This window comes from Candidatus Zixiibacteriota bacterium (assembly GCA_018820315.1).
Classification (GTDB): Bacteria; Zixibacteria; MSB-5A5; order JAABVY01; family JAHJOQ01; genus JAHJOQ01.
Genome location: JAHJOQ010000092.1, coordinates 1 through 22,863, shown reverse-complemented (window position 1 = coordinate 22,863; position 22,863 = coordinate 1). Strand labels below are relative to the sequence as shown.

Genomic DNA, 22,863 nt, shown 5'->3' with positions numbered 1-22,863 from the left:
CCTCGATTCAGATGCGAGGCTGCTCCGACACGAGCTGCGACATTTCGTCATTACGGCTTCGCTCTCACTTCCTGAACCGCGCTATTGCATCATTACAAATAATCTCTATGAGTTTATCGAATGAGATTCCGTCTGCCTTCGCTGCTTTGGGAACCAGGCTAGTAGATGTCATCCCCGGCAGTGTATTCACTTCGAGGCAATACGGTTCTCCCGTCGCATCTACGCGAAAATCGATTCTCGCATAACCCGCGCATTCGAGTGCCTGAAAGGCCTTAACTCCCAACTCCTGCAATCGCCCAGCCAGGGCGCTGTCAATCTCAGCCGGGACAACATATTGAGACATCCCCGGCAAATACTTACATTCATAATCATAAAGCTCGTGAGATGCAATTATCTCCGCAACCGGAAGTGGCTTCCCGCGAAGTATCCCCACTGTCAATTCCCTTCCCGCAATATATTTCTCAACCATGATTTTGCGCGAGAGTTCACCGGCGAGCTGAAGCGCGGAGCTGAGTTTATCAGCCGACTTGACAAGTGTCAGACCGACAGTTGAACCACCATCGGCAGGCTTCACTATGACAGGAAAGCCAAATTGATCTGCGATTGGTTTCAGGAAATTAACGTAGTCTCCCCCGTCGATTGACTCGACAATGGTCCAGTCCGGAGTCGGAATCTTCTCTCGCTCAAATATCTTCTTGCTGACATCCTTGTCCATCGCAAGAGCTGACGCCAGAACACCTGAACCCGTGTAAGGAATTCCAGCCAGGTCGAGAAGAGCCTGGATAGTACCATTCTCGCCGGAGCCACCATGCAGTGCTATGAATACCACATCAATGTCGGACAGATCAGTTTCCCTGATTGTCCGCAGAGTACTCTTCTTGTCAAGTGCAGTTAACGCAGCTACAGCGGGCGGCTCATGGCGAACCGCGGCCTTGATGCTCTTAGATTGAGCTTCCGGAATTAGTACTCCCGCCCCTGTGTCTATCGCTATCACATCATTCCCTGAGTTCTTCAATGCTTCGCACACCGCGCTGCCCGAATCGAGAGAGACATCCCGTTCTGGTGAGAGTCCACCGAGCAATACAAGCACTTTCATTTGGAGCGTACCCTTCGCGCTATTTTGAAAATGACGAACGTGCAGACTGCTATTACTATGACTGCGAATATCACCTGATTGTAAGTCATAAGGATGTCGTAGACCGCTTCCCAGTTGCTCTTGAGAAAATACGCAGAAAGGATTATCAGACTATTCCAGATCACAACTGAGATGCCTGAAAGCACGGCCATTCTGGAGTAACTGATCCTGCCAACACCGGCAGAGAATGCGACCAGCGCCCGTGTCCCTGCAAGGAATCTCGACGCAACCAATAGTGTGTCGCCGTACTTTTCGAACCACGTCTCTATCCTGGGAAGAGCTTCCGGCTTCAGAAATTTGAGCCGCCGACTCTCGAAAACAACTCTTCCGTAGCGCCGCCCGATATAATGCAGCAGCATAATCGATGCGATACTCCCAATCATTGACAGAATAAGCAGCGGTACAACACTCATCTTGCCGGAGCCGCTGATGAACCCGGCCGCAAAAATCACTGCATCCCCCGGGTAGGGCGGGAACACGTTCTCGATAAACATCGACACAAATACGAAAAGCAATATCCAGCCGGTACCGTGCTCGGTTACGAGCCTGATCACATTGTCTATATGTCCCGGCGAAAGGAATTCACTCATCCTCAAACTCTTCCTCAGAGCCGACACCATTCTCTTCATCCTTATCCTCAGGTGAAATCTCGTGCAGACAGACTACTGCCGCAGCAGCCGCTCCCTTGCCTCCGGCTGTACATCCAAGACCATCCGTCGATGTCAACTTGATAGAGACTTGATATAGATCCACTCCCAGTTCAGTCGCGATTGCTGAAGCCATATATTCTCGCAAGTCGCGAAGTTGTGGCAATTCCGCTATGATAGTGGCATCTATATTCTCTATCTCATAACCGCCATTCGACAGCTTGATTTTCACAAGCTCCAGCAACCTGAGACTCGCTATGCCAACATACTTGGAATCTGTCGAAGGGAAATTCTCTCTGATATCGCCCAGATTCGCCGCGCCGAGCAGAGCATCAACGATTGAATGCACCAACACATCGGCATCATAATCACCTTCGAGGCTGAGAGGAACATCAATTTCCAGACCTCCAATTACGAGCTTCGTCCCCTCGACCAGCCTGTGGGCGGCGAAACCGTATCCTACCCTAAACTCCGGCATTTGATTCCTCCGCCTCCGATGCCAGAAGAAATCGCATTAATTCAAGGTCCCTCGGAGTTGTTATCTTCATGTTGGCCTCATCGCCATCGATAATCCGTACTTTGTAGCCGGCAGCTTCAACCACATATGAGTCATCACTGAAAGTGACTCCCGATGCGGCGATCTTCCTGTATGAATTGAGAATCAGCTCACGTTCAAAAAACTGCGGAGTCTGAGCCAGATACATTCTCTCTTTGTCCAACGTTGCAAGAATGTAGTTATTCTCGACGCGCTTGACAGCATCAGTGGCCCGCAACGCGCATACAACGGCTGATTCATCGCGACAGACGGCAATGCCCCTGGAGATCACTTCAGGTCTCACCATAGGCCGCACACCGTCATGGATAACCACTATTTCACAACTTGCGGGTAGGCTTTCCAGCACGGCTGCAATCGATTCAAACCTCGTTTCCTTACCGGGAACGATTTTCCTGACCTTGGAAATCTCATACCGATCCACCACGGCATCGCTTGTATACAACAAGTAATCCTCAGCTACAACCACGATCACGTCAGTGATATCCGGACAGAGATCAAACTTCTTCAATGTATGCGCGAGAACCGGTCGGCCTGCCACGGGCCGAAACTGCTTTGGAACAGCACCCGGAAGCCTCGCACTTCTTCCTGCAGCAGCAATTATTGCAGTAGTTTTCATAGAATCAACATCGCATCGCCGTAGCTGTAGAAACGGTAATCCCTCGACACAGCCTCGCCGTAGCATCTCAGGATGTTTTCTCGTCCTGCCAACGCCGAAACAAGCATCAGCAAGCTCGACCTAGGAAGATGGAAATTCGTGACCAATTTGTCAACCAGATTAAACCTATATGGGGGATATATGAACAGGTCAGTCAGCCCGGAGCTAGCGTATAATTCGCCAGATGTATCACGCCACCAGCTCTCAAGCGCTCGTGTGGATGTCGTCCCGACAACGACCATTCTCCCGCCATTGTCGCGAGTTCTTCGAATCTGCGCTGCGGCCTTTGCATCGACCGAATACCACTCTTCTTCCACTCTGTGATCGTTCGCCTCCTGAGCAGTCACCGGCCTGAATGTACCCCATCCGACATGCAGGGTCAGTTTTACCAGCTCGACACCCGTTTCGCTTATGCGATCGAGGAGTCCCTCGGTGAAATGAAGCCCCGCCGTCGGAGCCGCTACTGATCCCAAATGCTTGCTGTAGACCGTTTGATAGCGCACCAGATCGCTTTCCTCCGCGGATCGTTTGAAATATGGGGGCAAAGGGAGCTCACCGATCTGCTCGCAGATGCCGAGAGGGTCCTCAGAGAACTGCACGACTCGCTCACCGCTCTGCAGATCTTCGATAACAACTGCCTCTCCACTCTCTCCAAATCGCACGCGAGATCCGATTCTGATTCGCTTTGCGGGGCGGCACAGCACTTTCCAAGTATGGTCCGACACTCTGTTCAGACAAAGGAACTCGACCTCTCCACCAGTCTTGACTTTGACTCCATGCAGCCTCGCCTTGAAGACCCTGGAATCATTGACGATCAGGGCATCGCCCTCCTTCAGGTACCCGGTAATGTCCGGGAATCGACGATGACTTATCTGACCACTTGATCGGTCAAGAATCAGCAACCGCGAGCCGGTCCGCGACCTCGCTGGATAACGCGCGATCAGGCGCTCCGGAAGATCATAATGGAAGTCAGCAACCTTCATTTTCTACCGATCAGATTCAGGATGAGGGTCGCGATTGCACTGTGGATTATTGAGGTGACAATCGGAATGATGACTATCTTTCCGGAAGATGAGAGCGGGCTCATGGCTTCTTCTTTTCGTATCTTTCTCGTTCTGAAAAAATGCAGCCGCAGTATTTCTGCATGTAGAGTCCCATGTCGTAAGCCTTCTGTTTACCGTCGCGGAATCCGGGCGTGAAGTCTATATCGAGAAATCTCACTCCAGTCTTCTCCTGCACGGCCGCGCCAACATCACGTATCCAATCCTGGTCCTGATATGGGGACACGAGCAGAGTCGAACTGAACGCGTCAAATCCATTTTCTTTTGCGTACGTTGCGGTTTGCATTAGACGAAGGTCATAGCAATGCATGCAGCGTCGATCGAGATCCGGCATAACGCTCTCCAGATATTTCTCGAGATCGTAACTATCGAAGTAAATCATCTCGAATCTTGTAAGGCTTTCGAGCTTCTTCAAACTTTCAAGTCGTTCTTTGTACTCTCTGTAAGGATGGATATTCGGGTTGTACCAGTATCCTGCTACCCGGTGCCCTTCATCGATAAGCTTCTCAAATGGATGCACAGCGCACGGTCCGCAGCAAATGTGAACCAGGATGTTCATAGGGTTCAAAAAAGATCGCCTTGTGATTCACTCTCGGCTCTCGTAATGCCTAGATGCTCGAAGGCCTTCTGTGTGGCGACGCGTCCTCTTGGCGTTCGCTGCAGCAGACCTTCCTGAATCAGAAATGGCTCGTAGACTTCCTCGATCGTACCCGGCTCTTCGGCGACAGCTACCGCTACGGTTGAGATACCGACCGGTCCGCCATTGAATTTGCAGATTATCACGTCGAGAATCCTCTTATCCATCTCGTCGAGGCCAAGATCGTCCACGTCGAGGCGCAACAGCGCATTCTCTGCAATCTCGGCAGTGACAATGCCATCACCGGCAACCTGAGCGAAATCGCGTACTCGACGCAACAGCCTGTTGGCAACACGAGGTGTGCCACGCGACCTGCGTGCGATCTCGAAGGCGCCTGCGGCATCGACCTCGATTCCGAGTATTCCTGCTGACCGGATGAGAATCTTCTGGAGGTCGTCAGGGTCGTAGTAGTTTAGTCTGCCGACCACGCCGAATCTATCTCGCAAAGGTGATGTGAGCAATCCGGCTCTTGTGGTAGCGCCTATCAACGTGAACCGCTTGAGCGGCAACTTCACTGACCGTGCTGCCGGCCCCTTGTCGATCATGATATCAAGGGAGAAGTCTTCCATTGCCGGATATAAGTACTCTTCGACCACGCGACTGAGCCTGTGGATTTCATCAACGAACAGAATCTCGCGATCTTTCAAATTTGTCAAAAGACCAGCAAGATCGGCAGCCTTCTCCAGCACCGGACCAGATGTCGATTTGACTTTGACGCCGAGCTCCTCGCCCATAATGTATGCGAGCGTAGTCTTTCCCAGACCTGGGGGCCCGCAGAAGAGCGAATGATCGAGAGCGTCACCCCGCTCAATGGCGGCCTGAATAAAGACTTTGAGATTCTCTTTCAGCTTGAGCTGGCCGACAAAATCGTCGAATTTCTTCGGTCGAAGACTCGCGTCAAACTCGACCTCGTTAGTCATCTTGTCGGGTGTTGTCAGTCGCTCTGAACTCATGGCACATATTCTACGAAAAACAGCGGGAAATACCAACTAAAATCAGGATTTGGAGGGCAGAACCCATGAGGATTTAATGAATAGCAGACCATCAGAAGACCTATGCAGACTTCAGGCGCTCAACGCAGCCTTCAGGAAGTCCTCTGTCGATAGTTGGGCGAGTTTATCTCGGCCGATTTGCGAAGACAGCTTCTCGATCACTTTCTTGACCTCGTATTGGGAATAGCCAAGCGACTGAAGCGCCAGAATTGCCTCCTCAGGCACAACGCCCTGCTCCGATGTGGCTGTCAATTGCGGAAGCTTACTCTTAAGCTCGACTATTATACGTGCGGCGGTCTTTTTGCCAATGCCGGGAATCGCTGTCAGATGAGCGACATCATCCGCCGCCAGCAACTCTGCAAACTGATGCGTCGAGACACCCGATAGGACTGTCAGCGCGAGCTTAGGACCGATCCCGGATATACTGATCAGATTCTTAAAGATGTCTCTCTCAGCCTCTGTCAGGAACCCGAATAGCTGCTGACCGCTGTCGGTGACATGAAAGTGGGTCAGGACTCTGACGTCTGAGCCGACATCGGGGAGTGAACGAAGGGTCGATTGCGGAACGGCAATCAGGTAGCCAACGCCTCCGACATCGATGACCACATTGCTGGCCCGCTTGAGCGCGAGTCTTCCGCTAATGTACTCGTACATCATGCGACTCCATATCGAGCTTCTGGGCAGCGCACAGCGCCGCACCGAGGCTGTCGGTGATATCGAGACTGTCGATCACGCCATCCTCGATCTGCAGTCTGGCCTTGACCATGTATGCGACCTGCTCTTTTGAAGCTGAGCCGCGCCCGGCAACTGCCTGTTTGATCTCGCGAGCTGCAAAAAGCTTTACCTCAAGGCCACATTCAGCGCAGGCTACCATTGCAGCACCTCGCGCCTGCCCCAATCCGAGAGCAATCTTGACATTCTTGGAATAGAAGCCCTCCTCGAGCACGGCCAGTGATGGTCGATGATTCTGGACTACTTCTCTGATTCCTGAATAGATCCTGTGCAGTCTGTATGCAAGTTCGTTGCGGTCGTTTGTCCGTATTTCGCCGTAGGAGATGAGCCGAAGATCGTCACCGTTTACACCGATGATTCCATAGCCAGTTACGGATAGTGCTGGATCAATGCCGAGGATCAGGACCTCATCAGGCACTGAGCTTCTCCATCAACTCGTCGCTGATATCGAAGTTGGCATAAACCTTTTGTACATCATCATGATCCTCAAGCTCCTCCATCAACTTGAGCATGGAGTTTGCCTTGCTCTCATCGAGCTCGACAGTCGACTGAGGAATCATAGTGACTTCGGCGTTCACCATCGCAATTCCGGCATTCTCGATGGAAGATCGAACCGCCTCGAAAGACTCGAACGGTGTGGTAATCTCAAAGATATCCCCCTCGGTGGACATATCAGAAGCGCCCGCTTCCAGGGCTATTTCGAAGAGCTTCTCCTCGTCAGCCGCGCTTGATTCAACCTGGACCAAGCCCTTCTTCTCGAACATCCAGCCAACACATCCTGTCTCACCAAGGTTTCCACCCCGTTTGGTGAGCGCATGCCGGATTTCGGCCACGGTTCTATTCTTGTTGTCAGTTAGGACCTCAAGCAGAATCGCTACTCCGCCCGGACCGTAGCCTTCGTACGAAACTTCATCGTATGTGACTCCCGGAAGCTCTCCGGTGCCTTTTTGAATGGCCTTCTTGATGTTATCCTGAGGCATGTTGGCGGCTTTAGCCGTGGCGACTGCAGTCCTTAATCTAGGATTGCCTTCCTGGTCTCCACCGCCGGCTCGGGCGGCCACCGTTATCTCTTTGATGAGCTTAGTGAACATCCGGCCACGCTGGGCGTCCAATTTGCCCTTCTTCCTCTTAATGGTCGCCCATTTTGAGTGTCCTGACATTTACAGTACCTCCTGAGAATCTCTATTTGATTAGTAATCTAAATAAGCCGCACTAAAGACGCAACAGAAATCTAATCGGGCCGTATCACATATGAAAAAGCACCGCCCGAAGGCGGTGCTTTTTCATCGAAATAACTCGAGTTTGCAGTTCTAATGCAGTGCTCCGCAGGCGGCTACCCATTCCTCGCATGTACAAGGTGCTGGACCACCCGAGAATATGTATGCAATCAGATAAACTACATCATCGATGTCGACCGCGCAGGAGCAATCGGCATCTCCCGATGCGACTGAGTACGGCGCAGGAGCGGGTCCACCTGAGAAGATGTATGCGATCAGGTAGACAACATCGTCGATGTCAATCGCGCCGCTGTTGTCGGCTTCGCCAATCAACGCATCACAGTCAACCGGGCATATCACCAGAGCATATTCGATAAGCGTGAATATCGGACCGCCCTGATACCCTGCGGATGGGATGTCACCATCGTTCAGCCATTCGAAGTTGATTATGTCTATCGGGTTATTCGGATAGCCATACACTTCTGTCGTAAACGGTGGCTGACACGGCCACATGACCGGTCCCACAAGGTACTTGTCGTGGAAGATTGTACCGTGCGGCCCGGAAATGAACTGCGCATCATTGTGTACACCAGCCGGGTGCGCGGCACCTGCGGGTGGCTCACCCTCATGCATATCAAAATATGGATCAGAGATACACAATCCGAAGTCGTCGGGGCAGACACCGGCAACTGTCACATAGTGTCCGCCGATGCGGCTACACTGAGCACCGAGATCCTCCCAGAACCCGAGTAGCAGAATGACATCCTGGCTTATGAGCACCTCTTCCATGATGTACTCGAACATCATCGGATTATCACCCGGCATCAGCGTTACCGTATAATTAGCAATGAGTCCCATCGCGGTCAGCCAATCGATAACGCCGGAAGCCATCATATGGATGTTTGTTCCTCCGAGCGGCATCATATCGGTATTCAGCGCTGTTCCCAAGGCACTTATGAACGGTATCACATTATTCGGATCGTGATCGTCCCACGGACCGTACGCCGAAACTAGCGGGTAATGATCGCTGATTGCAGGCGGTACCATCGGAATTGTTTCGAACTTCGAATCAAACCACCAGAAGCAGTTTGCAACTGCAGCAGGACCACAATAGCTCCAGCCTCCCGTGAATGGGCTCAACCAACCAGCCTGCTTCTGATCAAAGTCAGGCATGCCAAACGGTGCATAGTCCTCGAAAGGCTCCTTGTAATACGTACAGGTATCGACGTCGGGAGCTTCGAAGTACGGCACATGCACTCTATAGCCATAGCCATCCATATCGGCAGTGTGATTCTCAGACGAATCGACTACGCCGACATATGGATCGCAGAGACCCGCCGGATCTGCCGTAGTTCTCCAATGACCCCAGACACTGGCATACGGATTGTCGAACGAGAATCTGAATGTAGCGAATATGGCGTCGGTACATCCCGGATTGCAGAACGACATCCACCAATCGTTACCAACCTTGTGTAACTGGTGGGTCCAATTGACAGGCTCGACAAAGTTGCTGTAGTGACTCAGCACACTGTCAAACACCATCACGTGGAAGTCGCAACGTCCAAAGATGGTCGGAGTAACATCATACCAGTATGTGTCCGGATGTGTTGGATTCGGATCACCCTGAGGCTCGCACACGACTGTATCATATGGTACCGGTTCTTCCGGTCCGCCAGTAATCACAAAGGCAAGGTCAAGCGACTCGCCACTTAGACTGTATCCAGAGCAGCTGTGAGATATGATACCCTGAGGAATCATGAAACCTATGCCTCTGACATCGACTGAGACCCACTCCGGATTGTATTCCGGTATCACAAAATCAAGCGGCATAGGTCCAGGAGGAATCGGACCGGCATAAAGGATGGCTCTGCCGATGTAGAGGTCCTCGTCAACGCCCGGAAGAGGCGGAGCGCTATCTCCTATCGGTTGGTCAATTGACCACTGATCAGTCGACCAATTCAAGGCAAACTCCACAAACCCGCCCGGCATTGTCTCAATAAACTCGACATCAAAGTGAACCTCTTTATAGCGGGTCGGATCGTATGGATGGTCGTAGAACCAGATGTTCCACCAATCATACATTGGATAATAGAACCAGCCTTCACCAAATGCGTTTTCGCCTCCGCCGATGAATTCACCGGTCGGGTACATTTCTCCCCAGAAGGCATTGCCGAGCCAATTCTGTTCAAACACAGGCTCGCGCAGCTCATTCCAACCAGAGCCACCACCCTGTATCCAGCGACTCGTGCCCACTGTAGAACCAGACATGGCATCCAGAACCGAGCCGGGAGCTCCATCAAAGTCAATCTGATATGTGATATCGAAGAAGCTGTCGATATGGTAAAGCCCGCCTCCAATATCGGTGATCTCAAACTGGCCGGGACTCGGAAGGCCGTAGGCTGACCCAGCCTGGATTGCCAGATAGTCGAAATCCGGATCGCCCACTATTTGACCGGAGAGCGACCAGAGTTCAGCCGCGAATGCCTGAACAGGATCACCCGGATTTCGGGGGCCGGTGTGAATTTCGACATGGACATCCATCGAAATATGTCTCACAAATCCAGCAAGGTCGCCTGTACCAGTCATTTCAAGGGTCAGCATAGCGTCGAATTCGTGAATATCACCACCGAGAGATCCACCCGGATATTCTTGCTTATTATAGTACTCATCGAGTGTTGGATCACAGATGATCGAAGTGCCCGGTGGAAGTCCATCCATGATCATCAAGGGACTATCAACATCAACATATGGACAGTCCGCAGGCAGATCAACTGTCCCTGTGCCGTTATCGGGAGCAGTGCATGTACCCCCGCCCATATAAACGGCATCATCCATGAAATGTTCGAGAGACGTCTTCCATCCCCAGGTCTCCGCAGAACCGTCTGCCAGGTACGCTGTGATGTCCAGCCAGTAGATCGTACCGGCATCCTGCCAGAACCAGTATGGTTCATCGAGACAAATATTGTACTGGAAGTACTCCTGATGATTGTCAGGCAGAACTTCACCGGTCACCGGATCGAGCCAGCCTTCCATGTACTGGCCCATTATGGGCTCTTCAGTCCACAGTGTGGCTACATATGACCAGAGCAGGTCGCCCGGCATGCTGTAGCCGTCTGGGTTTTCTTGCTCAGTTATGTTGGAATGGAGTGACAGACCAAATGAATCGATTATACCGGTAGCGCCGAATTTCCACGATCCCCAGAAGTGGATGTCTTTTATGTATCCGGATTCGATACATTCGAAGTCATCGGCCATGACAGCTGGGAACGTGGCATTCACATCCCATCCAGCTTCATCTGGAGGCTGCGGGAAGTGCATCTTGTATTCATCGCCGGGATTCCAGTCGCACGGCCCCTGGTCGCAGTTTGCTGACTCAGTTTCACCGTCAACCCAGAACATCGGATACCCGGGTGTTGGCGGCGTCCAGATATCGTACCACTCGTACCAAGCACCATCGGAATAGAAGAACCAGTTGATGCAGACCTCTGGTGGAGAGGTGTCATCATAGCATATCGAAGGAATTGATCCCACCGCGCCATTCGTGTACTCGATACCAATGAAGAATGGCCCATTCACACAGCACGGCGCCGGGAATGCTGCCACACCCACATTCGGGAACTGAAATGTCGCCTGATCACAGACAACCGTGAACCGACAGAGCTCGACTCCCGGCCCTGCGCACGAATCGGGGGCATCAAAAACAACGACGTCAAGAGAAACCGGCCAAACGAATCCGCCCGGATCATACAGGGGGAACGAAAAAGCAGTGATCTCAAACGGATATGGTGCAGCACAAAAGTCAGCTGGATTGAAATAGCTGACATTGAGCATACCGGGTGCAAAGCCACCGAAATATGCTCCGATCGTCAGACTGCTGTGGGTCATCGTACATGCCGCACGGCTTATATCCTCCCCCATCTGAACCGTTTGCGAGCCCGAAACAACGGTGGCAGTCTGATTCGGGCCTGCAGCCATCGCTATCACCCAGAAGAGTGCGACGATAAGCAGACAGGCCGCTAACAGACATAATTTCTTTCTCATGGAATAATCCTCCCTAAGGAATCTCAAACATTAACCTGTTGGTAATTGGCGTGATGTCGTCGCATTAAGAGGTGTCGTGCGCATGCTTTTCTTTGTGTTCCAACCCTTCCTCCTTCTCATTAATATGTTACATCATGTACCGCTTTGTTTATAGTCCCAGTGAGCCGATTCTGACATAATCTCTCGCGTCTCCAGTTTTTTGTTCTGACCGAGTCGTGTCCCTCTAAGCAATTGATTCGGTACGATGAAAATGTATTTCACACACCCATTCAAGAATGGACACATAGTGACTCTTTTTGTCAGAACTCTAATGGAGGATACGATCATAATATAAGGAGAATAAGCACATATTGTCAAGCCATATTACGCATAATTTTGTCGATGGGCATCCGCTTCTGTCCCGGTTAACTTCGCTTGAGAGAACAGGTTTATCGGATCATGAGCATCTTCTGCCATGTCGTGTTCAGATTTGAAACGGTATAGAAATACACACCGGAGGGGCATAAGTGGCCATTCCCATCACATCCATCCCACTCAAACAAAGAGACTCCAGACATTGACCGGGCGGGTGCAATATCTGCGACCCGTCTTCCGAGGATATCGACTATCCGAAGCAGCGGCTCCGTAACAAGAGCCGGAGATTCCAACAGAATCACCGTCTCGCCATTGAATGGGTTAGGGGAATTTTGGTGCAGGAAACATGATCGCGGGACGAATTCATCGATATTATCGACTGAAGTGAGCTGATCGATAACGACGTAGACCGACACATCCTCCGGGGAATAAACCTCGAGTGAATCGCTGAAGCCGATGCTTCCGACCTCCATATAGTCACCGAGGCCGAGGTTCGCTGAACCAATCAGGAATACAATCGAATCTGTCCTTCCCGGATAAATCAATCCTGAGCCATTCAGAATTGTCATCGGAAAGCCATCAGCAGCTTTCGCAAACATAGGATCATCTGAGTACTGATACTGCAGTGTCGCATAGCCCTTGTTCTTGATTGCCATGTATGCAACCGTGTCGGAACCGAGCGGTACTGCCAGCTCGATATGACGAGGAGTAATGCTTGCGGGCGCCGATGCCCCGCTCGAACCCTCAATGTGTACGATATCGCTGGGGGAGCTCTCCACTCCATCCAGCCAGGCCGTCACACAGTAGTAATTGTCTATATTGTAAGGTATGACACGCTGGTTCAGCACAAATCCCGCAGTTGACGTATCGAAGAGACTCCCACACGGATAAAGAGGCAGCCTGTCGCGAGAGTATACTCTGAAGCTGTCTGTTTCAGATTCATCTGGTGCAATCGGCGAGTCCTTGCCGTTGTTGAGAACATGCAGCCTCAACATGATCTCGAAATCGCCGTACGGCACCCAGACATCCCCACCTTCAGTCGCGTATCCGACATAAGAGTTGTACGTCGGCATTCCACCATCTCCCCCAAGTTTGGGCATGAAAGGATTAGAGGATGGCCATCTCACCTGCAGCCACAGAGGATCACTGTTGTCGTGCAAATACGATAGACTCGCAGTGACCCACTCGCCGCCACCTGTCCATTCGCCCGAGGCCGCCACTGTCACCGGTCCGGAGACCATCTCTCCCGGAACACCGGCATTATCCCGATGCAGCGATATCTCAATTGTTGACAACGGGTCACCCGGATTGGACGGATCAGGATCGAGGTTCAGAACGAAAGCTGAACCCGCTGTCACAAACACCGGCACCGAAAAATCCGAGAATTTGACTGCGGCACGATTGTCCCGATCATCATGACGGACCGCGACCGCCGCCTCCCAACCCCCATCATCGTGTGCGGCAATAGAATCATTGATATTGGAGCAAAACCAAAGCAGTTCGGCGCGGTAGGTCGACACTTTCTTTATAGTGATACCGACGGGCATATCTGATGCGTAACCTGTGATGCAAAGAGCAACGCACAATGCAACAGCAAGAGTGAATGCAGTGACAACACGCCCACGAATAATCGTGATATCAGACATCTCCAAACCCCTTTGTCATGTTTTGTCGCGCTACGAGTGAAGGCTGCGGCAGATCGCGTAAGTTCAGTACTTAGCCCAAATCCTGTGTCAGAAATACAACGGTGTGCACTCGATCACAGCGGGATCGTTTAAGATATCGGACATGATATCTCTCAGCTTCCTTGACCGATCGTATGAGGCTCTCACCTCAGAGTATCCATACATCCTTTCAATAACGTGTTGCGGTGGTTTGGAGCCGGGCTCTATCCGAGAGAGCTGCTGAACTCCAAGTTTCCAGCTATCGAGACGCTTTAGAATCTCGTCGTCTGACAACTGCTTTTTGAACCGAATGACTATCTGCCCTTCCAGAAGGTTTGCTGTGAGCGGTTTAAGATCAGCTATCAGCTCGAAATCGTAAACCCCACCCTCTCCGATCTCAACTCCCGAGAATTTGATGGGGTAGTATCCAACAACCAATACTAATAAGTCATACTTCCCTGGCTCCACATCTTTGAACCTAAACGGTGCTTCACTCTCAATCTGACTGGTGCCAAGAATCTTTTCACCATCCATCAGGACGGCTTTGCTGCCAGATTCGAAGTTGGGGTGCTGTTTGCAGCATTCGGCCGATGCGCGCACGATGAGGTCTTCGGCGTAGGCTGTCTCGCACGGAATCAATGACATCGCCGCAAGTAGTGAAATCAAAACTGGGACTGCGATCAGAAGCCCTGGCCTCTCGAATCGCAAGAAGGCAATTGAGGTACTCATTTCATTAGGACCATCTTACCACTAGCTGACTGTTCTCCAACCACCACCCTGTATAGATAGACTCCCGATGGGTGACTGCCCGCATCCCATAATACGAAATTCAGGCCAGTTCCGCAAGTGCCACGAAGCTCGTCGACTTTCTGTCCAATGATGTTGAATATCTCTACCGACCACTCTGCCGACGCGGGAGTATAAAAGCAAATCTCTGTAGTGGGATTGAACGGATTGGGTCGATTTGCGATCAACCTGAGGCTTTCCTCGCGGGCATAGGCGCCCAGCTCGGTCTGAATTGTATTGCCGTAGTAGTCTGAGGCAGAAACCTGCATGATTGTCGGCGTCTTGGCTCTTTCAATCAGCAGCAATTCTCTTTCACCGGCCGGAATCCGCGCAGTCGACATCGAGTAGATCATAACGCGGAGTTTACCCTTGTCGAGATTCCACTTCATTTCCATCTGGTCCGCCAGCAGCACAGGGGACGCGTCATTGCTGCCAACATCGAACTCCAGAAACAAGGCACCAACATCGACGTCAGATCGCACACAGATAGCCACAATCTCATCGCGGGGACGGCACTCGATGTACATCTCTCCACCACCCTGATCCGGCTTCAATGGTGCTGTTATATCCCCCACGATAATCCTGACCATATAGACAACGTCGCCGGAGGTCAGGACACGACCGTCCTGATTAACATCGGAAGTTGCGATCTGAATTTCCGGGTTGATGACAAATACCGGCAAGCCAAATATGAAGTAGTTCAGATACAGCACAAGATCAGAGATCTCATTCGGAACGCGATTGAGATTCAGATCGCCATACAGGACCACATCAGCCACGCACTCCGTTTTCAAACCTCCACCCCTGTAGATTATGCCTTCCACAGGTCTACCTCCATGGATACTCCCCGCAAGGCAATCTACGTCTGGAATCCCGCTGTGTCCCCCATAGCCCTTAGCTCCCGTAACTTCAATGTACGTCGGCGTGGCGGTCGCGTCAAAGACGTATACACTCGATGAGATCCAGAGCGTATCACCCGATACACTGGACACACCATTGTCACCGCAGTCGTTCCAGTAGAAGCTCACGGGCGTGTACTTGCAGTGAAAGTCGGCACTGCCCGAGACAAGAAATCTCATGTTCACAAGTTCGAGCGAATCGCCACCGTAGCAGAGAGGGTACGGAGGCTGCAAGTCAGCTTCGGCCATAGCGACGAATCTTAGCATATGAACCGGACACCAGCCGTCGCATTCAGATTGGCTTACGTACCTGTACGTGAAATACTCCCAGCCGCATCCGTCAGATCCCAAACCTTCGCCAATTTCGGCATCTATGAAATTAAGTATTTTGCCATCATATGTAATGAGGAAATCAAAACCAGCGAGGTAGTCGGACTCATTTGACACATAGATCGGGACTATGGTGTATTGCCCCTGAGGATGCATCAAGTCTGTGCCGATCCAAATATCGAAAGTCGGAAGCACAGTGATTGTAAACGTGCACGTCTCCGAATTGAAGCCATCTGTTACACCGACCGTTACATCAAAATCACCAAGGAAATCATCGGTAGAGTGTGTGCGCCAGGACCATTCTCCAGTCGCCGAGTCTACCTCAAACAGACCGGGACCTCCAAACGAAATCAGTGAATAAGAAAGAGGCTCGGGACAATTGTCAGGGTCCGAAGCCAGTAGTGAGCCGCGCACGGTCTCACCTATCACGGACGTTACGGCTGAGCTGTCGCCCCCGCAGCCGATGAAATATGGAGCAGTGGAATTCACGAATACTTCAAAATGGCATGCAGCAGAGGCACCGAGTTCATCGGTAGCAATGATTGACAAGTCATGGAGTCCAGTGGCGCCACCATGACCCCATTCCCAATAGCCCGTCTGAGCGTCTATAGAACCGCCCGTGCCGGGGCCTAGTGAGTAGTGAACCACAGATCCGGAGTCATCATCTTCGGCATCAAAATCATAAGCAACCTGAAGAGTGCATTCAGCCGCTATATACGTATCTGGGCAGTTTACGAAGTGAGGAGGACTATTCGCTGAATCACCCAATGCAGTCATGAAGAACAGCAGGAGAATTGCGATCAGTGCAGCAGGATGCAGGATTCGTGTCGAAACAACAGTGCCGCTGATCATGATAACCCCGTAAATTCAGCAGAAATTCACTTGCCGCAGCGCGATTCGCGAGACCAGGATGACCGTTACCGAGAATCATTTGGTGCGAATAAATCGAGTACAAATCAATTATACAACATCACTGCCAGTTGTCAAGGAAATTAGATAAGTCTGTCTACAGAAGCAGCCCAGCAGAGCCTGCGGCAAACGCATGCCGCACATAACATATTGTGCACCTGCCCATTACATGCAGTTACTTTATTTGGCACTTTAAGTTCTCCCAAAGCTCTGAGCCACACAAGATGACATGAAGGAACTCAGTATCTCTTGAAAAGCTCACCCCACTCTGTCGACTCAAGCCAATCGACGAATATCTTCTTACCCTTCGATGGATACCAGATTCTGTCGTGATAGATCGATGATCCGAATACGAAAATATAGACGATTGGAGTGTGAAACAGCAGCTTCTGAAGCACTCTGAGCGGAGAGAACCAGAACATGTCTCCGACGCGCGATGCCGCGTTGTCACCAACTTCGAATTTGAAGTTAACATTGGACAGGTCTTCGCCGATGACCTCGATTTCGCGAACATCGCCCTTGCCTAGGCCATGCTCGTGGGCAATGCTTATGTACGGCAGTGTCATCGGGTCAAACCCCATCATCTTGGCCGCTACAGCATCTATAGCCACCTGATCAGAAGAAGCGAGTATGTAGTTCTTCACATGGGGTATCATAGTTCTCGGGCCGGGTCCCGATCCAGCGGTGGTCCCGTCCATGAAGGCAAATAGTCCCGAATGGATCTCTTTCTGGATGTGCAGGAGATCCACAAGCGTCTGGTGAATGACCGAATGCGTGTAATGACGCTTGGTATTGAGCAGGCCGCCGAACGCGTTCTTCATGGCGCCAGTCGTGGTTGTATAAATGTGAGTTTTCACCGTGGGCAAATGGACGATGTTCTTGCCAATGAAGAACTCAGGGATCTTGATCCCTTCTGGGAATATCTTGTCAAGCACGAGCATTTTCGCTTTCGGCCTGTACTCGACCCATTTCAGGTCATTGGGATCGCAATTGAAACGTTCCGGAATGGCGTACTTCTCATAAATCGGCTTCAACTTGAGAAGCTTCCCGCCTACATATGGATTGGTTACAACCGTGTTATTATGAACTGCCACAAGATCGTCGAGGCCGTTTTTCTTAAGCCCGCGTATGGCGCCTTCCAGTTGCCACGGTACTGTGTTTGCACCCGGAAACGGAAGATGCCACGATATGTTGTCTTTGAGAATCGTAGTGCTGCCGCCATCGAGAGCCTCTTTGAGACCAGCCATCTCAGCCAGCCGCACATAATCATCAAGCACCCTCTCTGGGTTAGTCTTGATGACTGCTACAATTGACTTCTTAGAGTTCATCATCATTTCCTGATAACAGTGATTTAATCGTCATTGTTCATACCATACCTACATCGTCAAATATCATTCATTAACCGCCCGGTCAGACTGCCGCACCGTCGGCTGCCCGGATGAAGACATCGCTAATCGTAGAGAATCTGAAGTCAGCCAAAAGGCGTCTCAGCTTCCCTTCGAACGCTTTCAGATTAGTATAGTGCCGCATCCTGCTTCTAAGTCCTGCGTTCACGCGCTCCTGATCAGCATCAAGCTCCCATGGATGAAAGTACATCACTGCCGGTTGCCCCTCGGAGTTGATCCGGCGAATGGACTTTCTGATGAACCAGTATGGAAACATCCTCAGGTATCCTCCTCCTCCGACGGGCACATTTGTTCCGAATATGCGCACAGTCGATGGGGGAATCTCAAGAATGGTCTTTTCATTGTCGAGTTTGATGCCATAGGCGAATCTCGGTGCCGAAGGGGTCCCGTATGTGTCGTGCCTGACAGGGAAGATGGATGAATCGTATTCAATTCCGCACTCAGACATCACGTCCCATACCCAGCTTTGATCAGGACGAATCGAAAAACTCGGAGCACGATACCCCTTGATCGTTACATCAGCCGCACGTTCGATCTGCAGAATAGACTGCATGAGATCACTCTTGAATTCTTCCGCGCTGAGATTATAGACAAGCCTGTGAAACTGACTATGTGATGCCAGTTCGTGGTCGCTGTCATGGATCAGTCCGACTATCTCCGGAAATTTCTCCGCTACCCAGCCAAGAATGAAAAAGGTGGCTTTCGTGTCGTACTCTCTCAGAATCTCCAGCGTACGGATTACATTCCTGATGATCCGTGCTCGCTGCTGGTCCCATTCACTGCTTGGGAAAATGTGAGCGAAAGCCTGAACATGAAACCAGTCCTCGACATCAACAGTCAAAGCATTTAACATCGTTTACTTCTTGGAGGCGTAATGATACCCGTAATAACGGTAGTTGAAGTAATAAGGCAAGGCTTCTTTGACATTGTTGAGAGCTACACCGAGAAGATTCGCACCCGCCTCAAGCACAAGATCGCAGGCACGCTTGCAGACTTCCTTGGGAGTCTCACCCGCCTTAACAACCATGAGCAACCCGTCCACGTCTCTACCCAGGATTAGCGGATCGGAGACAGGGATTATAGGCGCGCAATCGATAATGATCAAATCGAAGTAAAACTTCGTGGCTGCAATGACTTCCGGAATCCTCGGCGTATCAAATAGACCAGTAGGATTCGGAAACGGGCTGCCGGATGCCATCACCCATAGATTCTCGAGATTGGTAGGTCTGAACGTATCTTCGACTTTGAGTCCATTCTCAAGGATATCGCTCAGCCCCGGGGAACGATCAAACCCGAACAACCTGTGCACAGTCGGACGTCGTAGATCGGCATCTATGAGAAGTGTCTTCTTGAGCTTGTACTGCGCAGCAGTTATGGCAAGATTGGATGATATGGTCGTCTTGCCTTCACCGGTAGTGGAGGACGTTATTAGAAACGTTTTGCCATCTTCCGGGAGAGATTTGTGATTCAGCATATTGTGAAGCAGACGACGGAATTCGGTACCCGTAGCCGATTCACCTGAGAAATTCTCTATGATATTACCATTACCACGTCCATTCGACGCCATATCAATCCCTCATAATCGCTCTCAACAGCACATCAAAACCCTTAATTTCATTCTCAGCCAGCTTGAGATTTCTCCTGGCTCTATCAAAATCAGGGTTGATGGCGAGTGCTTTATTGTATTCTTCGACAGCTTTCGTATGAATGAAGCTGCCTAGCAAAGTGTAGGCGATAGCCAGGTCGTGATGAAGATCGGCATAGTGCGGATTGACCGCTATTGATCGCTTGAGGTTCTTGATCCGCCGTGTCAGGAGCTTCTCATTAATCTGACTCGACCCCAGCATGAATTTCAGATATGATCCCGAGAAATCTTTGTGTTTCTGCTCGCGATTCATCTCTCTCACGTTCAGGAGCTTCTGAAACGCTTTGTCGAGATCACCCTTGCCGATGAAATTTCGACCGTCAATAAAATCCTGATTAATCGCTTCAGGCATGATCATCTCAGCTTTGTTCAGCATTTCAGTCGTCATCTCCGTCTGCGTCGAGAATAGCTTGAAGTCCTCACGTCGGATCGCATTCAGTATGTAGGCCAATGCAAGGTTAAGGTACGCCTCACCATAATAGACGTTAATTTTGATGGCCTCTTCAAACTCTATGACAGCTCGCTTGCAAGAATCAAGCGCCAGGTAGGTCTCTCCGAGTTGGTTCCGGTAGTCGGCAAAATACGGCCGCAACTCAACACACTTTGTGAGTGCTTCACATGACTCCTGCCATTTCCCGATCATGAAGTATGTTGCACCCAGATGAGCCCAGGCGGAGTGAGACTCAGGATCCAATTCAGTGGCACGCCGGAAGAGGTTGCTGGCTTCTGAAGGCATTTTCTTGTAGAGCAGCGCCTGACCAAGATGGACCATGCGATCGACTTCCTGACCTTTGATCGCTTCCTTGTACATTTCGATCAGGTACTCCAGCTCCTGCGTCTTCTCCTCGTGCGCTTCCTTCACACGCCGCAGGATTTCGCCTGTGTCAATTCCATTTTCGAGGGGCTCTTCCGATGCCTCTATCAGTTCGCCTTCTGAGAAGACCGATGATAGTACGCGATTGCGGTGCAGATCATTGATCGTCTGCACGAGATACTCCTTTTCGGTGCTTGCCAATCTGCTGTTTAATCTGTACGTTTGATCGCTCATCTTCTTATCTCCACAGGCTTTGACTTCGGATTCTCTTTCTGCTTAGGTACAACTGCGAACCGAGTATCCTTTCTCGATTCTATTTTCGGGATTGTGCCGAGTACCTTGAGCCCGAGGACGGACTCAGTTTCATCGATGCTGCGAAGGCTATTATCCAGAATTTCGGCGAGCAGAACTGCCCCGACGCCCAGCACCAGCCCCAGTGCTATCCCCAGCGCAGTAATCCGGATTCTATCCGGATAGACTGGCTGCAGTGGAAGCGTCGCAGGCTCGATTATCTTGTACCTGTTCTCAGCTTCTTTGCGAAAAGCATCTTCATTGATACGTGATCCAAGCAACTGCGTAGTAAACTTCAGATAGATGTCCTTCTTTGTAAGCGCCCTTTCTTCGAGCCGTTTCAACTCTATCTCATAATCAGGCCACGTAGTGAATTTCGCCTTCACCTTGTCCAGCGTACGATCCAGAATAATCTGCTCCTGCACCGCGAGATCTATTCTCACACTGAGCGCCAGATACTTGGCAACATCTGTAAATGCCATAGTACCAGCTGCATATCCAAGTTGTGCGGCCGCCCTCTCACTGAAAGTCTGCAACGAGTCCAGGCCACGTCCAAGTCGACCGACAACATCGAGTACCTTGGGATCGGTCCGAATATACCGCTCCAGGAAGGATGCCTTCTGTCTGATAAGCCCATCGAGTGTAGACATATAACCGACTAGTTCTTCGGTAATAATCAGCAAAGAGGTATCAACACCGGATTCAGCCAGTGAAGATGCCACGAAATTGCGCCGGTCGACGGCATCCTCCATCATGAGTCCCGACTGGTCTTTCTCCGAAGTAAGACCGTCTAAAATGCCGGCACCCACTTCCTGACCGACGTTGCGTCGCGTATAGTCCTTCTTGAAATTGCCCAGCTCCTCTTCAGCATCTTCCCACTCTTTTTTGTAGATCGTAAGCTGTTCTGTTGTAAATTCCTGCATCGCACGAATCTTGAGAAGGTCCTCCCTAATCTGTTCCTCTCGGAAAATGTCGGCCAGAATCTCTGCCATCCTTCTGGCCTGGAGCGGATCCTCGGAGTTGCACATTATTGCCACAAGATTCTGTCCGGCGAAGCCAACTTTGACGTTCTCGTCCTGCAACTTTCGAATAAGCCTGATATTCAGGAGATCTTTCCTGGAGTATTGCGGATAATTTGCGACGAGGTCGTCGACCTCAGCCTGCAAAGCGGGGTCGTCCGCCAATCCCAGATCAGCGATCACCCTCAGGAGGGTTGCCGGAGATAGTATCTCGCTCTTCACTGACTGCTGCCACAACCCTAAGTCGCGCTCATTTCGAATAGCGCCTGCTCCGCTGACATTCGTAATCCTCTGAATCTCCGGCCCAAGGACTTCACTCTCTTTGACCAGAATCGAGACACGGGATTCGAACTTCTCGGTCAGGAGATGGCTGCCACCATAGGCTGCTGCAACCGTCAGGACAAGCGGAATCATGAGGAGCCATTTGCGTCTGTAGACTATGTGCCAGATATCTCTCAGATTAATATGTCGGCCGTTTGATTCTCTCTGCATCACGATCCCGCTACTTGTTTCCGAGTGCGTCTATTAATACTATCGTCGAGGCTACACTTGCGGTCAATGCAACGATGTCTCTTATGGTTCCCCATCCTTCGCGAAGAACGCCACCCCTCTTCGACGGAACCACCACTGTATCTTCCGGCTTCAGCACATACCTACGAGGGGCGCCGGTCGCAGAGTATTTCTCGAGGTTTACAGTCATAACACTTGAATAGCCTTCCAGCTTCGAAATCACACTCACTTTTCTCAGATCGGCGCCAGGCGAGCTGCCACCAGAGAGCACAATCGCATCAAGAACATCCATGCCCTCCTCAATGCCCACGGGACCGGATCTTAGAACAGCTCCTGTAACATAGACTACGTTCCTCTTCCCCGTTACACTCTTCGGGAGACCTGTACCGGTTATACCACCCGGCATGGCAGGAACTTCGACTATATCGCCCGGATAGAGATCGGGAACTTCGTCGTATTTCGCACTTGCAACCAATTTCTCAACATTGATCGTTTCAATCTTCCCGGCATCTTTGGAGCCCCTGATGACCGTGACCTTTGACAGGTCAGCAAGAAGTGTGACT

General features: G+C 51.0%; 20 protein-coding genes. All 20 read right to left on the bottom strand.

Translation table 11 applies throughout. The annotated features are described in order from the left end of the window. Positions 1-64: 64 nt before the first annotated feature. Entirely contained in the window at positions 65-1,096 is a 1,032-nt protein-coding gene (locus KKH67_08790) for a D-alanine--D-alanine ligase (GenBank protein ID MBU1319279.1), read from the bottom strand. Then, positions 1,093-1,725: a DedA family protein gene (locus tag KKH67_08785; protein MBU1319278.1), complete on the bottom strand. Its 633-nt coding sequence runs from the start codon at positions 1,723-1,725 to the stop codon at positions 1,093-1,095. The genes KKH67_08790 and KKH67_08785 overlap by 4 nt, the downstream gene beginning before the upstream one ends. Beyond that, a complete protein-coding gene (gene ispF, locus KKH67_08780) occupies positions 1,718-2,260 on the bottom strand; it encodes a 2-C-methyl-D-erythritol 2,4-cyclodiphosphate synthase (GenBank protein MBU1319277.1) in 543 nt (180 codons plus the stop codon). The genes KKH67_08785 and ispF overlap by 8 nt, the downstream gene beginning before the upstream one ends. Further along, positions 2,247-2,954 carry a 2-C-methyl-D-erythritol 4-phosphate cytidylyltransferase gene (gene ispD, locus KKH67_08775; GenBank protein ID MBU1319276.1) on the bottom strand — a complete coding sequence of 236 codons (708 nt, stop codon included), beginning with the start codon at positions 2,952-2,954 and terminating at the stop codon, positions 2,247-2,249. Before ispD ends, ispF begins: the two co-directional genes overlap by 14 nt. Continuing rightward, complete coding sequence (gene queA, locus KKH67_08770) at positions 2,951-3,976, bottom strand: tRNA preQ1(34) S-adenosylmethionine ribosyltransferase-isomerase QueA (GenBank protein MBU1319275.1); 1,026 nt, start codon at positions 3,974-3,976, stop codon at positions 2,951-2,953. The genes ispD and queA overlap by 4 nt, the downstream gene beginning before the upstream one ends. A gap of 100 nt (positions 3,977-4,076) precedes the next feature. Beyond that, positions 4,077-4,613 carry an epoxyqueuosine reductase QueH gene (locus KKH67_08765; GenBank protein MBU1319274.1) on the bottom strand — a complete coding sequence of 179 codons (537 nt, stop codon included), beginning with the start codon at positions 4,611-4,613 and terminating at the stop codon, positions 4,077-4,079. A gap of 5 nt (positions 4,614-4,618) precedes the next feature. Next, a complete protein-coding gene (gene ruvB, locus KKH67_08760) occupies positions 4,619-5,644 on the bottom strand; it encodes a Holliday junction branch migration DNA helicase RuvB (GenBank protein ID MBU1319273.1) in 1,026 nt (341 codons plus the stop codon). A 111-nt stretch (positions 5,645-5,755) separates the two neighbouring features. Continuing rightward, on the bottom strand, positions 5,756-6,337 hold the full coding sequence (ruvA, locus tag KKH67_08755; GenBank protein ID MBU1319272.1) for a Holliday junction branch migration protein RuvA: 582 nt from the start codon (positions 6,335-6,337) through the stop codon (positions 5,756-5,758). Then, on the bottom strand, positions 6,321-6,833 hold the full coding sequence (gene ruvC / locus KKH67_08750; protein MBU1319271.1) for a crossover junction endodeoxyribonuclease RuvC: 513 nt from the start codon (positions 6,831-6,833) through the stop codon (positions 6,321-6,323). The genes ruvA and ruvC overlap by 17 nt, the downstream gene beginning before the upstream one ends. Continuing rightward, positions 6,826-7,575, bottom strand: a complete 750-nt coding sequence (locus KKH67_08745; protein MBU1319270.1) for a YebC/PmpR family DNA-binding transcriptional regulator — start codon at positions 7,573-7,575, stop codon at positions 6,826-6,828. The genes ruvC and KKH67_08745 overlap by 8 nt, the downstream gene beginning before the upstream one ends. A 150-nt stretch (positions 7,576-7,725) precedes the next feature. After that, positions 7,726-11,673 carry a hypothetical protein gene (locus KKH67_08740; protein MBU1319269.1) on the bottom strand — a complete coding sequence of 1,316 codons (3,948 nt, stop codon included), beginning with the start codon at positions 11,671-11,673 and terminating at the stop codon, positions 7,726-7,728. 428 nt (positions 11,674-12,101) lie between these two features. Beyond that, the gene (locus KKH67_08735; protein MBU1319268.1) at positions 12,102-13,673 is read right to left on the bottom strand and encodes a T9SS type A sorting domain-containing protein; all 1,572 of its coding nucleotides are present in this window, start codon (positions 13,671-13,673) and stop codon (positions 12,102-12,104) included. An 87-nt stretch (positions 13,674-13,760) separates the two neighbouring features. Then, complete coding sequence (locus KKH67_08730) at positions 13,761-14,420, bottom strand: hypothetical protein (GenBank protein ID MBU1319267.1); 660 nt, start codon at positions 14,418-14,420, stop codon at positions 13,761-13,763. Next, on the bottom strand, positions 14,417-16,558 hold the full coding sequence (locus KKH67_08725) for a T9SS type A sorting domain-containing protein (protein ID MBU1319266.1): 2,142 nt from the start codon (positions 16,556-16,558) through the stop codon (positions 14,417-14,419). The genes KKH67_08730 and KKH67_08725 overlap by 4 nt, the downstream gene beginning before the upstream one ends. A 296-nt stretch (positions 16,559-16,854) precedes the next feature. Beyond that, positions 16,855-17,943, bottom strand: a complete 1,089-nt coding sequence (locus tag KKH67_08720) for a DUF362 domain-containing protein (protein ID MBU1319265.1) — start codon at positions 17,941-17,943, stop codon at positions 16,855-16,857. An 82-nt stretch (positions 17,944-18,025) separates the two neighbouring features. Next, positions 18,026-18,874, bottom strand: a complete 849-nt coding sequence (locus KKH67_08715; GenBank protein ID MBU1319264.1) for a DUF3473 domain-containing protein — start codon at positions 18,872-18,874, stop codon at positions 18,026-18,028. 3 nt (positions 18,875-18,877) lie between these two features. Continuing rightward, positions 18,878-19,588, bottom strand: a complete 711-nt coding sequence (locus tag KKH67_08710; GenBank protein MBU1319263.1) for a CpsD/CapB family tyrosine-protein kinase — start codon at positions 19,586-19,588, stop codon at positions 18,878-18,880. 1 nt (position 19,589) lies between these two features. Then, positions 19,590-20,714: a hypothetical protein gene (locus KKH67_08705; GenBank protein ID MBU1319262.1), complete on the bottom strand. Its 1,125-nt coding sequence runs from the start codon at positions 20,712-20,714 to the stop codon at positions 19,590-19,592. Further along, the gene (locus KKH67_08700) at positions 20,711-22,282 is read right to left on the bottom strand and encodes a hypothetical protein (protein MBU1319261.1); all 1,572 of its coding nucleotides are present in this window, start codon (positions 22,280-22,282) and stop codon (positions 20,711-20,713) included. The genes KKH67_08705 and KKH67_08700 overlap by 4 nt, the downstream gene beginning before the upstream one ends. Positions 22,283-22,292: 10 nt before the next feature. Then, positions 22,293-22,863: hypothetical protein (locus tag KKH67_08695; GenBank protein ID MBU1319260.1), on the bottom strand; the 571-nt coding region annotated here is incomplete at its 5' end.